We start from the raw sequence: 12724 nt of genomic DNA, 5'->3' as shown, positions 1-12724 counted from the left end.
ATAGTTAGCTAACACGCTGTCTAATCTTTATAGGTCAAAAACAGCACCTGAATCCACCTTTTAATATCAGAAGGATAAGCAAATAAGTTATTATTCTCGTCCTTAACTAAAGTCTTTCCGAAGAAAAATCTATTGAAATCTGTTTTGAAAGATTCGGGAATATCTACAATAGGCACCAACTCTTTCACAGTGGAAAGATGCTGAAGTACAGAAATATCTGATCTATTGATTAACATAATTCGATTAATTAGAATAATTACACTATTGTATCTTAATAGTAATTAAGATACAAATTTACACAAAATTTTCAATACATTTTTTTCAAATCCCCCACTAAATAGCTAATGAACATATCCTAAAGAGATTTCTCCTAATACCACAAAGCGCCCGGATCATGACGATCGGGCGCTTTATTCGGTCAGCTCAACAAAAAAGCTGTAATCAATTTAACTTATCCTTATTTAGAAAGGGTACTTTTAACAGCGTACTCCTTGCTAATCTCCTCATCGGAAAGCATTTTCTTGAATACTTTCAAATCATCCACCTCACCAGAAAAACCGTTTTTCATACTACCAAGTGTCTGTAATGGAAACACCAGGGTTTCTACTTTTAACATATTTGCTTTGGTATCCGGGAACAAGATTTCCTTGCCCATCATCTTCTCCATGATTTTCCCATTAACATACAATGACGTTCCTTTATGATCACCTGTAATCGTCACATACGTCCAGGTGTTTAAAGGCAGCTTATATTTGAATTCATAATCCATTCCTTCTCTGGAGAAACCTACATTTTGTGATTTTGTAGAAGATTTAAACACACCATTTCCAGAGCCAAATAAAACGCGCTCACCAACAGAACTGCTGTCTGGTTTTAGCCAAAAAGAAACCGTATAACCGTAACCAATCTCTTTAAGAGGCAACTGCACAAAGCTGTTTTCGCCAGTTAGCACCAGCGATTTACCATTTATCCCTTTGGCAACGGTAACGTTAGTTTTAACAGCCGCCGCACGTTTATAGCTGGACTGATCTTTAATTTTTGAATCATCAAAAGTATAGTTCAACACCAGTGAATCCTTTCCTAATACATAACCGGCTACATTTACACCAGGACCTTCTTTAACACCTTTTCCTTTAACAAGGAAATCTTTAAAAGGAATGCTGTCGGTACCAGCCCACATCTTTTGCGATAAAACCTGTAACGCAGGGAATACACGGTCATGAACATCTTTCTCAGTAATTCCATTTCCGCCCGGCGACTTATCATTCCATACGGCAAACATGCCACCGATAACCGCAGGATCACCTGCCTGGAAAGTCACATTGCCAATATTTATTGGCTCCCACTTTCTGTACAGGTTTTTTACGTTCAGGTAATCATAGTAATAACCAGCTGCCGGAACGATGTATAACCAACCATCAGGAGTACTGATTTGCTTATACCCTTGCTTCTTCATTTCTTTGGGCTCACCATAACCATTATACCAGGAGTTCATCGTTACCCCTTTTGAGGTTACCGGAGTAGTTCCTTTGGCATGTGTTAACGCACCCCAAACGCGGGCTTCTTTACCAAATCCTTGTACATATTTGATAAAGTAATCCGTAAAGTATCTGAACTTCTCCGCTTCTGCTTTCGCATATTCGTCGGTACCAATATGGACTACCTTTCCCTGAAACACAGGGTTTGGACCTTCCAGGTACTCTTTGAAGATATTACTTACAATCTCGTAGGTTTTTGGGTTATAAAGATCCAGGTGATCCGGACCATATTTCTTACTACCAATTTCCGGAAGGATTCTGGTGATCGCCAGTGAATGCGCAGGCACATCAATTTCCGGAATAATATCTACCCCATAAACAGCCGCCATTTCCTGAAGTTCGATAAACTCTTTCTTCGTATAATGACCATCTTTGGCTGTTAGTGTAGGATAAGTAGTGCTTTCTAAACGGAAAGCAGCAGGTACATCTTCCCATTTATTCTTGAAATAGATCGGGAAACCATTGTCGTTTAAGTGGATGTGAAACTCAGACATTTTATAGTAAGACATCATTTTCACATATTCTCTCAGGAAATCTATGGTGAAGAACTTTCTACCCACATCCAGTACCAATCCTCTTACGGCATACTTCGGATAATCACGACTTTCTCCTTTTACGATGCTGTGATTTACAGGGTCTTGTTCCAGCAATTGCAATAATGTTCTGGTTCCCCAGATTGCACCTTTCTTGTGTAATGCTTTAATCTGAAGGTAATCTCCGATGATCAACTCATATCCTTCTTCTGCCAACCCTTTATCTGAAGAATTCAGGGAAAGCAGGATATCACCCGCAGCAGGTTTCCCTGATGTGCTGATAGCTACCGAAATATTCATGGCTTGCAGGTCCTTTTGCAATAGATCAGCGATGCCTTGTAAGGCCGGGCTATTCTCTGCCAGAACAATTTTGCTTTTCTTTTTCAATTGAAAAGTACCGGATGCACCATGCCACTCTCTTAAAGCAGGAATCACGAATGGCTTTGGATTCACTGTCTTTTGATCATTAAACTGGCCGGGTACTTTCAGTTTAATAGTTTGCATGTCCATCGTCACCTTGTCGCTTTCGCGCTGTAGCTGATAAAACAAAGCAACATCCACATCTTGCAGTGGACTAAAGATCTTCCCATCTGCATTGATGACGGTTAAGCGGTCTGTGCCTTTCAAAAGGGCGCTAAACCCTTTGGGTACTTTCAGATCAGGGATCATGGTAGCTCCTGATTTCAGTGCCCCGGAGAAGGACACTTGTTTTCCAATTTCTCCAAACAGCACACTATCGGTCTGTTGGGCAAATCCCTGTGAGCCACATAAAATGGCACAGGAAACCATTGCGTATAATTTTTTCATCTTCATAGTTTAGGCATTTCCTGGCTTTTTGACTTTCTTCTTGATTGATCAATGGTTCAGCACAGGATTACTAACACAATGCTAATAAAATATTAGGTAAGCGCAAGAAAAATTAGCTTGCTGAAATCACACAAACGTTTGCGCCAGCTACTACCGGGAAGGTTGTCGCATATCCCCCCTAAATATGTCAAGTTATCACCGCAGCTACTGCAAGCCGGAAAGTTATATTTGAAAAGCTTATGGTCTTAGTCCAGTTTATAAAATCCGTTATTGACTTCCCTTTCCATGGAACTAAGGAATATTCCATCGCGAAAGAGGAATGGCTTATCGTGTTTGTATTTGTAGTATGGTTTCTCAGCTATACTTGTCTGTGGATGAGCCTCCGTTTCCAGATCAGAGCTTTGCGGGCTAAGATCAGTCTGGCTTTGCTACTGATTAGCTCTATTGGATTAATATTTGCTGGTATCTTAAATATGAACCCGGCCCCTCCGTTTAAAGAGGATTACCGACAAATTAACAAGCCACCAAAACCTGGTTTAAATGAGGAGAGACACATCAGATATCGTTAATCAGAAAAACATAAGTGCGTATATCGCCAATTCCCCAAAGGAGGTACAGCCGATTTTAGAAAAACTTAGAGCGACCATTAGAGAAGCGGCCCCTGAAGCGGATGAGACCATCAATTATGGCATTCCGACCTTTACCCTGAATGGCAATCTGGTTCATTTTGCCGCTTATAAAAACCATGTCGGCTTTTACCCTGCACCTTCCGGAATCGAGGCTTTTAAGCCAAAGCTAGCTGCGTATAAGGTGGCTAAGGGATCTGTACAGTTTCCGATTGACCAGCCGCTACCCTTAGCGTTGATCAGCGAAATTGTAGCTTTTCGAAGACAGGAAAATTTAAATAAAGGAAAGAAGCGTTAGTTTAAAAGGTCTTTTCGTCTTTAGGTAAGAGGAATACCATCATTACAGCGAGGATAGCCAGGAAAGATCCCGCCAGAATTAGCACGCCGTTATGTGCTCCTTCAAAGGCAATCATGGCGGCTTTTCTGATCTCATCCGCTTTACTACCTCCCAGACTATTTGCCAGTATCAAAGCATCACTAATCGAACTTTGCGCCTGTTTTGGAACATCAGACAGCAGTTCTTCCGGAATGATGAATTTCCCCATGAAAACCTGAGAAAGTATAATACCAAAAAAGGCAATTCCCAATCCGGTACCTAACTCATAAGCAATAGACTCCATAGACCCCGCTGCTCCAGCCTTGTCTATCGGTGTTGCGGACATGATGGAGGTGGTTGCTGCCATTAAAATCATCCCCAAACTAAAACCTAAGCTGATCAACCAGCAGCATAAACTCACAGACATGCTGCTAAAATCGTGGAAACTTAAGCTAAAAAAGGAAATTGAGGATATTGCCAGTACTGCAATCAAGACCTTTCGGAAGCCGATCCTTTTAATAAATGGACCAGTAACCGGACCTGCAACCGCAGCAGAACAAGCCAGAGGAAGCATAAATAAGCCGGCATTAATTGGCGTCATCTGGTGTACAAATTGCAATTCCTGAGCCAATAGAAACTCAAAGCCCACGATAACCGCCATGGGTACAAAACACAATAACATGCCGATCAGGATTCTGCGGTCTTGCAACAAGGAAATATCTAACATAGGCAAGGCCGAATGTTGTTGTTTTTTAAAGAACCAACGTAAAAGTATAAACCCGGTAATACCTGCGATCAGGGAGATCCAGATGGGCTGACCTTCCTTAAAAACACTTTTTAAAGCATAAACAAAGGTGATCACCCCGATTAACAATAAAACGGCATCTTTTAAGATCCAGGCCTTTTTAGGGTCGGAAATCCCCTTGGGAATGCCAAAGTAGATCAAAGGAATCACGATGAGTAATAAAGGAATGTTGACCAGGAATACCGCTTCCCAGGAATAATGCTCTACCAGAATCCCACCAATGAGCGGACCAATAGCAGCGCCCATAGTGCCTACAGCCGCCCAGACACCCAATGCCCGGCCGCATTTCTCTTCGTCGGTAAAGGTTTGGCGGATAATGGCCAGCGTTACCGGCATAATCATTGAGCCCCCCAGCGCCAGTAAGGCACGGGAAAGAATTAAATATATCGGGGCCGTAGACAGCCCCGCAAATAAAGAAGCTAAAGCAAAGATGGCGACTCCAAAGATCAGAATCTTTTTATGTCCCACTTTATCCCCCAACACCCCCATCGGTAGCAGTAAACCGGCCATGATCAAGGGATAGGTATCTATAATCCAAAGCACTTCGTTTCCGCTAGCCCCAATAGAAAGGGTAAGCGTAGGAATGGCCACATGTAAAATTGTAGCATCAATAGTTACCGGAGTCAATGCGGTAATGATAATGGCCAGGATCAACCAGTCATTAATTTTCGTTTTTCCCTTACCCGACATTGCTAAAGATTCTCCCATTATTTGCTGTTTGATGCTATAATTACAAGGTAACAATAAAAATAAACCCCGTTTGTTTTGCAAACGGGGTTATTTTAAACGCAAACTTGCATTATTTAAAATTCAACAGGAGTTATATTATATGGATGCTTTTAATGTTTGTCCCTTATTCAGGTTAACTTCATAAACATCAGCAATTTTGCTAACGCCTTTAACGTTCCATTTAGGTGTTTGGCCCTCAAAGTTATCTTTGATACGCAATTTTCCTGTTCGCCCTGCGGTAATGCTAAAACTTGTGGTCTTATTGTTTTTACGCGTTGCCGATACCAGGTGACCGCCTTCGGCCCTTAAATCTGTAAAGGAAGCATCAGCCCATTTTTTAGGCATGGCCGGAAAAACACGAATGATGCCGGTGTGGAGTTCTCCGGGCTTTGCGCTCCAGCTTTGCATTAACATTTCATGTACTGCCTGTGAAGCAAGGAAATTCCCTTCTAACGTAAAAGGACGGTAAGTAAAACCAGAATAACCGCTCTTGGTTTGATCGCCATTCACATGAAATCCGTTTCTTAACACGAAGGCTTTCACAAAAATATCAAGGTTTTTAACCGCAGCTTCTCCATCTCCTACTCTTGCCCTTAAACAGCTCATCCAGGAAAAGGTATAACCTACCCATTGTCTGGTTCCCAATTTATCCCAGTTATTTAAACTGGCTTCAATGATTTTAGTATCGGCTTCACCAGATTCATTGTTGATCAGGTTAAAAGGATACAAACCGATGATGTTGGATAAATGTCTGTGGCTACTGCTCAGTTCATTGTTGGCATCCAGCAATAAAGTTCCATCTGCTTTGGTATGAAAATCACCTAAAGCAATTGCGGCATCAGACCATTTCTTTGCGTCCTCTGGTTTTCCCATTTGTGCTGCCATTTCTTTTAAAGACAGGAATAGCATCTTTAAGCTCATTAAATCATAATTGCTATTGGGTGCTAACCATGCTTTTGGACTATTATCGAAAATCTCCGGAGAAGAAGAAAGTGGCAGTTTAAGCAGGCCATTGCTGTCTTTTTTCAATAAGCCCAACATACATTCACCAACTTCAGAACTCCATGGATACGCTTTTTCTTTCAGGAAAGCATCATCAGCGGTGTACAACCAGTGCAGGTAAAACAGGTGCGCACTCCAGGCGCTCATGGTTGGCGACATACTATATTGTCCCCAGCCGCCTAAAGGTTGTCCGGAATAAGACATCACACCCGGGCAGGCCAGTCCTTTTGTACCGTAGAAATCTCTGGCAAAATCTCTGAAAAAATCGCGACGGTCCCAAAGGAAATTCAGGTAAGAAGCACCTTCCTCATATCTGCCGGATTGCTGATAAGCCATATAGGTCATCTGCGTATTTAAATCATTGTGGTAGTCACCTTTCCATGGTGGTAAAGTCCCGTTATCAGCTGTCCACACTCCCTGCAATGGCATAGGAGGTGCATTTAAGCGGGAAGCAGCACCATAAAAGTACTGTACCAGGTTGTATTGTTTCTGAACTGCGGTATCCGGAATGCTGACGCTTGATTTCTGCCAGAAGTTAGTCCACCATTTTACATGGGGTTTAAGCATGCTCTGGTATCCTTTAGCTAAGGCACCGGAAACACGCTCCCTTGCTAGTGCCAATGGATCTTTACCATCTGCGCTGGAGGTAATCGTTAAGGCTATCAGGCTTTCTTTGCCCGTTTTCTTAGTCTCGATATAGACGCAATATTTTAATCCGTCGGCAGCTTCCTGAATATACCATTCGGCAGTTGCCGATTTTCCTTTGATAGCTTCCGGATAACCGAGTTTACTAACCGATCCGCCACTGCTTGGTCCGCCATCTCCTTTTACCGTTTTGCGGTACACGTCCATCGGACTAAACAATTGTACGGCATCCGGCGCGATTCCTTTAATGGAAAGCAGTGCAACCGGAGCACTGGCGCTATAGAAAGTATTCATCGTAGCACCGGAATTGAATCTGGTGATCCCTTCTGCGGTAGCTTCCATCAATTCGAACTCTTTTACCTGTTCCCCTTCAGGGAATTTAAGTTCAATGCGACCGGCAGGTAGTTTAGTTGGACTAACGCCATTATAGGCTTCATCCCACCAGCTATTGACGGTATTATATTCCTTTTTGGCGATTAAATCAGCTCCCTTATGATAAGTGTATTTTTTCCACCATTCCTTTTCTCCATGCGTACGTTCATCCCATAAATCGCCCCTATCTAAAGATAGTCTGATGGTATTTTTCTCGCCCCATAGCAAGCCGCCCATCAGGCCGTTTCCTAATGGCAGTGCTTCGTCCCAGGTAGTTACAGGCGCTTTTAGCACCAGATTATAGGCCCGTTCCGGAAGTTGAGCTTGCTGCGCATTTGCAGTGGCTATTCCTACACAGACGTTCAGGATCAGGAAGCTGTTTTTAAAAATGTTAGTCTTATACATTTGATATGGTTTCAGTTTGTTGGTGTTTAGCGTTAAAATGTGGCTTAATTGTGGTTAACAGCCAAAGTTAGGGGCAGCAACTTACTCAATAAATGGATTAAGTTATTATTTTGATGGATTATCCGGTAGATCATACCGGGAATTTAGGCATATCTGTATATTAGCGATATGAGTTTTATTGCAGAGTTCCCCATACTAGCGAATTGCACTTACCTGAATACCGCAAGTTCAGGTCTATTATCTTCCTCCTTCCTCGAATGGAGGAAATCTCACGATGAAGATTTTTACTTACACGGAAGTGATTTCCGCTTACAACAGCGGGCGTTTTTACAGGATGTGCGGGAACATGTGGCCAGATTCTTTCATAGCAAAGCGGAAAACACCTTTCTGGTACAGAATTTATCTGTTGGGTTTAACATCTTTTTAGATGGATTATCAACTGATCATAAATTTCTGCTGATTACCAGCGATTATCCGTCGGTAAATTACCCGGTAGAAAGCCGGGGTTTTAGTTGTGATTATGCCCTGGCAGACGAACATTTAGAGCAAAATATACTGGCCAAAATAGAAACTTTTAAACCTTCAGTGTTGGCCTTGAGCCTGGTTCAATATGCCAGTGGCATCAGGATAGACCTTAGCTTTATCAAGAAACTAAAAGAAAACTATCCGGATTTGCTGATCGTTGGCGATGGCACTCAGTTTTGTGGTACCTGTGCTTTTAATTTCGAAGCATCGGGCTTAGATATACTCATCAGCAGTGGCTACAAATGGATGCTTTCCGGTTATGGTAATGGATTTGTTTTATTGAAAGATCAGGTTACGGCCCATTTATATCAACAAAGAGGGAATTACCCGCTGCCTATAGAACCCTTTTTAAAAGACAGAAGTTTACTGTCGCTCTGCTTTGAACCCGGACATTTGGATACCTTAAGTTTTGGGATGCTAAAGCAGTCCGTTTTATACTTTGAATCTATAGGCATGGATTTCATATCCAACAGACTGCAATCCATTGGAGAAATGGCAAAAAAAGCGTTAACGTCCCGTGACTTACTTTGTCCTGCAGTGGTTAGACGTAAAGCGCATTCCACGATTTTCAATATACCAACCAGCGCGGAGCTTACACAGCGGTTACAAGCCGCCAATATCATGGTTACCCCCCGTGGCGATGGATTGAGGCTGTCTTTCCATTTTTACAATACGGTAGAAGATTTAGAAAAACTGTTGACCGTATTAGATCAGAAAAAATAACAAAACCGGATTCCTTATTCAGGAAATCCGGTTTTTGCGGGCAAAAGACCTTTGGGTTTCCCTACAAACGGTGTTCGCTTTAAAAGACTAAGGCATTAAGTATTTAAAGGCAAATAATCCGATTGCAACTACTCCCCAGATCAGTCCCCAATATTGTAGACGAATGAAATACAGGTCATGTATGCTTTTCTTGTTGAGCCAGATTCCCAGCAAGAACGTAACCGGTGCAGCAGCCAGAATACTATATAGGAATAGCTCATAACTTATATTTCCTTTTACTCCGAAAAAATAAATTCCGGTCAACATGGTGATTACCGGGATCAAAAGGGCAAGAAAGCCCCATCCTCTGTATATTAGCATAGGTTTATTTATTTTTTGGGTTATAAGCGTTGATTTTTGCCAGTAATTCTTCTGCGTTGCAGTCAATATGAGAAGCGGTTAAGTATACCATATAATGACCGTTTTGATCTAGTCCACCACTAACCGCCATTTTAGATAGTTTTTTACTGATGATTCCCTTGTAATGGTCTACATTGCTCAAGTGAAGCGTAACCAACACATCTGCTCCCATTTCGGTAAGGCTAAAGTCTTCGATATCCTTCCAGCTGATTAATCCGGCAGCTTTACTAACTGGTGTTACTCTTGAAGTAATGCCATCAGGTTGAAGCGCGATCATTGGCGAAGTATCTTTTGCAGCAATTAAAGATTTAATTAAACAAAAGATCAGAACTACCAGACCTATTCCGGAGATCACTGCAGCTTTAGGTAAGTAGGCATCCGCAATAATCCCGGTGCTATACAATAGAATAGCCGCTAACATGACGATCAGGCCTATGTAAATAAAAACAAGTTGGTTTGATTTCTTTTGATTTCTATAAAATTCCATATTAAGTTTTAATTAATCCTCTATTTTAGGAGAAGAAGATTAAGGGTTTAAATTGGCAACAGGATTTCAAAAACCAAGCCATTACGACTGGTCTTTTGGATTTAGCAGGTAACTTTCTGGAAGCCTGAAACATTCGATTTTGAGTTATTTAGCTGCTTTCTGAAAGCCGACCTGAATACTGAACGGAGATTTTGTAACGTTATATTTGCTGCACCTGATCCGCAAAATTCTTCTAAAGAAATCTAGCTCCTATTGAGTGAACAAATCCTAAAAAAAAATACCTTCAAAAAAGCAGCACTAATTAGGGTCAAATCAATAATTTTAATTAACATTACAGTATTAGAAGTCTAGCGAAAGATTTCGATTAATAATTTATAACTTTAATCTTTATGCCATTCTAATTTTAAGACAAAATATGAGATTAGGCTCCTACCCGGGGATTGAAAAAGTAAGTTCTATTCATCTACAGGACCTGTTTGATGCGGAAAACCAAACGATCTTTAGTGTCATTGTATCATTGGCAGAACTGCTATGTGGAATGCCAATAGCTTTTGTTGCAACGGAAGCTGAAAATGGTACTTTACTCAAAACCAGTACTACAATTGCTGATGATCAGGAGTCCTGGATACTACCACTTCCTGGTCAGTCGCCATTAGTGATCCCCGATATCAGGGGGGACGAACGTTTTTCTAACCATCCCTTACTAAAATCCGGTATCAGATTTTATGCTGGTATCCCCATTTTAAACACCGACAATTCTCCTTTGGCTTATCTGTGTGTGATGGATACAAGTGTTACTGAACTCAGTAGCAAACAGCTCAATGGGCTGGAGCTTCTTGCACAACAGGCTTTTGACATCATCAGTGCAAAACTGGACAACCTGGAGCTTAAAAAAGTAGTCGATAATACGGTTACCCCTGCTCAGGAAATCGACACGATTTTCCACAATGCGATAGATGCAGTCATTGTAGTGGACGATAATGGCCTGATTACCCATTGGAATCCAAAGGCTGAAAACATCTTTGGTTGGCAAAGAACAGAGGTTATAGGGCATTATTTCCATGAAGTAGCCCTTCCAGGCCAGGAACAGGAACGTTATCTGGAACTACTGGAAAACTTTAAATACGATACTGTTCAGCTCCATCCGAATACTACGGTCGAGATTTCGGCCATTAGAAAAGACCTTAGCCGTTTTGATATTGCACTGAGCATTTCTCCGGCAACCATCCAGGGCAAGCATTTTTACATCTGTTTTGTGAGTGACATTACGAATCAGCATCAAATTTCTCAGGAGCTGGATAAACAACAAAAATTTTATGAAAACATATTAAATAAGCTACCTACAGATATTGCGGTTTTTGACGCGAACCATAAATACCTGTTTGTAAATCCGGGGGCGATCAGTATAAAGGAATACCGGGATTTTATCATTGGTAAAGACGATTACGAGTACGCCGCTTACCGCAACAGGGATACGGTTTCCGCAGATTTACGAAGGGCACAGTTTCTGGAAGCCAAAGATAGCGGCAAACAAGTCCGTTGGGAAGACAGCTTAAAGGGGCCTGATGGCAATACCATCACCCATTTACGCCGCATGTACCCGGTACACGATGAAACTGGAGCCGTTACTATGGTGATCGGATTCGGTATTGACATTACGGACCGGAAAATTATGGAAGAAAAGCAGGCGGCACTGGTACAGCAATTGTCGTCACAAAATACCCAGCTGATTGATTTTTGCAATATTGTATCTCATAACCTACGGGCTCCACTGGTGAATATGTCTATGCTCGTAGAGTTTATTGAAGACACTAACAATCCTGAGGAACAGAAAACACTAATTTCAAAACTGAAACCAGTTATTGAAAACCTCCATACCACATTTAATGAACTGGTAGAATCCATTCAGATTAAGCAGGACCTGGAGATTAAATCGGAAAACATCCTGCTAACAGACTGCATCCGCAGAACTTTTGAAGGCTTACAGTCGGAGATTAATAAATCCGAGGCCATTATAGAGACAGATTTTGAGGATGCGCCATCGGTTTATTTTCCGGCAAAATACTTATACAGCATTTTTCATAATCTTTTCAGTAATTGTCTGAAATATCAAAGTCCGAAAAGAAAGCTTGTGATTCAATTGAAAAGTGAGAAGATGGATGGAAAAGTATTGTTGTCATTTACAGACAACGGACTTGGTATCGATATGGATAAGCATAAAGACAACTGTTTCAAAATTGGAAAGGTTTTCCACCACCACCCCAATTCCAAAGGATTTGGCCTGTACATGACTAAAACCCAGGTGGAAGCCATGAAAGGCAAAATATGGGTAGAAAGTAAGATTGATGTTGGCTCTACCTTTTTTATTGAATTTACAAATCAAAAAGCATGAATTCGTTAAAAAAAATAGCACTCATAGATGATGATAGCACCTTTGTCTTTCTAACCAAAAGAATGATAAAGCAAGCGAATATATCGACTCAAATCGATGAGTTTAATGACGGCCTGCAAGCACTAAATTTCCTGAAAGCCAACCGAAACAATGAAGAAGTATTACCCGATGTGATATTTCTGGACCTCAGCATGCCCATTATGGATGGCTGGGAGTTTTTAGAAGAATATACCGTTGTTGAGCCAAGGATAAAAAAACAGATCATTTTATACATTGTATCGTCTTCTATTTCTCCTCATGATATTGAAAGATCAAGAAATTACAGTGTGGTCTCAGATTTTATCATTAAGCCATTGAACAAAGACAGATTTATCCAGATTATGGATGATCTATCTTAATTCCATTTATTGAACGAACCAC

At 41.2% G+C, this 12724-nt stretch carries 11 protein-coding genes; 5 read left to right on the top strand and 6 right to left on the bottom strand.

Going from position 1 to position 12724, the window contains the following annotated elements; genetic code table 11:
* Positions 1 to 20: 20 nt before the first annotated feature.
* Together R2Q66_RS20545 and R2Q66_RS20540 are read right to left on the bottom strand one after the other, a co-directional pair.
* Positions 21 to 236, bottom strand: coding sequence for a hypothetical protein (locus tag R2Q66_RS20545; RefSeq protein ID WP_316752683.1), 216 nt, complete (start codon positions 234 to 236; stop codon positions 21 to 23).
* Positions 237 to 457: 221 nt separating this feature from the next.
* Positions 458 to 2878 carry a family 20 glycosylhydrolase gene (locus R2Q66_RS20540; protein ID WP_316752681.1) on the bottom strand — a complete coding sequence of 807 codons (2421 nt, stop codon included), beginning with the start codon at positions 2876 to 2878 and terminating at the stop codon, positions 458 to 460.
* Positions 2879 to 3117: 239 nt separating this feature from the next.
* Between R2Q66_RS20540 and R2Q66_RS20535 the strand changes: the two genes are divergently transcribed.
* Both R2Q66_RS20535 and R2Q66_RS20530 read left to right on the top strand, forming a co-directional pair.
* Complete coding sequence (locus tag R2Q66_RS20535; protein WP_316752679.1) at positions 3118 to 3447, top strand: hypothetical protein; 330 nt, start codon at positions 3118 to 3120, stop codon at positions 3445 to 3447.
* Positions 3419 to 3802, top strand: a complete 384-nt coding sequence (locus tag R2Q66_RS20530) for an iron chaperone (protein ID WP_316752677.1) — start codon at positions 3419 to 3421, stop codon at positions 3800 to 3802. Before R2Q66_RS20535 ends, R2Q66_RS20530 begins: the two co-directional genes overlap by 29 nt.
* A 1-nt stretch (position 3803) precedes the next feature.
* On the opposite strand, the gene R2Q66_RS20525 is transcribed toward R2Q66_RS20530, so the two are convergent.
* Positions 3804 to 5333 carry an MFS transporter gene (locus tag R2Q66_RS20525; protein ID WP_316752674.1) on the bottom strand — a complete coding sequence of 510 codons (1530 nt, stop codon included), beginning with the start codon at positions 5331 to 5333 and terminating at the stop codon, positions 3804 to 3806.
* A gap of 117 nt (positions 5334 to 5450) precedes the next feature.
* Positions 5451 to 7778, bottom strand: coding sequence for a glycosyl hydrolase family 95 catalytic domain-containing protein (locus tag R2Q66_RS20520; RefSeq protein WP_316752671.1), 2328 nt, complete (start codon positions 7776 to 7778; stop codon positions 5451 to 5453).
* A gap of 168 nt (positions 7779 to 7946) precedes the next feature.
* Here R2Q66_RS20520 and R2Q66_RS20515 point away from each other — a divergent pair, with 168 nt between their 5' ends.
* Positions 7947 to 9026, top strand: coding sequence for an aminotransferase class V-fold PLP-dependent enzyme (locus R2Q66_RS20515; protein ID WP_316752669.1), 1080 nt, complete (start codon positions 7947 to 7949; stop codon positions 9024 to 9026).
* An 87-nt stretch (positions 9027 to 9113) separates the two neighbouring features.
* Here the strand turns inward: R2Q66_RS20515 and R2Q66_RS20510 are convergent, their stop codons facing one another.
* Together R2Q66_RS20510 and R2Q66_RS20505 are read right to left on the bottom strand one after the other, a co-directional pair.
* Complete coding sequence (locus R2Q66_RS20510) at positions 9114 to 9386, bottom strand: hypothetical protein (RefSeq protein ID WP_316752667.1); 273 nt, start codon at positions 9384 to 9386, stop codon at positions 9114 to 9116.
* Positions 9387 to 9390: 4 nt separating this feature from the next.
* The gene (locus R2Q66_RS20505; RefSeq protein ID WP_316752665.1) at positions 9391 to 9912 is read right to left on the bottom strand and encodes an STM3941 family protein; all 522 of its coding nucleotides are present in this window, start codon (positions 9910 to 9912) and stop codon (positions 9391 to 9393) included.
* 415 nt (positions 9913 to 10327) lie between these two features.
* Between R2Q66_RS20505 and R2Q66_RS20500 the strand changes: the two genes are divergently transcribed.
* Together R2Q66_RS20500 and R2Q66_RS20495 are read left to right on the top strand one after the other, a co-directional pair.
* Positions 10328 to 12304: a PAS domain S-box protein gene (locus R2Q66_RS20500; RefSeq protein WP_316752662.1), complete on the top strand. Its 1977-nt coding sequence runs from the start codon at positions 10328 to 10330 to the stop codon at positions 12302 to 12304.
* Complete coding sequence (locus tag R2Q66_RS20495; protein ID WP_316752659.1) at positions 12301 to 12702, top strand: response regulator; 402 nt, start codon at positions 12301 to 12303, stop codon at positions 12700 to 12702. The genes R2Q66_RS20500 and R2Q66_RS20495 overlap by 4 nt, the downstream gene beginning before the upstream one ends.
* Positions 12703 to 12724: the final 22 nt, after the last annotated feature.

The organism is Pedobacter gandavensis (assembly GCF_032677645.1).
Taxonomy (GTDB): domain Bacteria; phylum Bacteroidota; class Bacteroidia; order Sphingobacteriales; family Sphingobacteriaceae; genus Pedobacter; species Pedobacter gandavensis_A.
The sequence above is the reverse complement of the archived record's forward strand: the minus strand, read 5'-3'. Positions and strand labels throughout refer to the sequence as shown.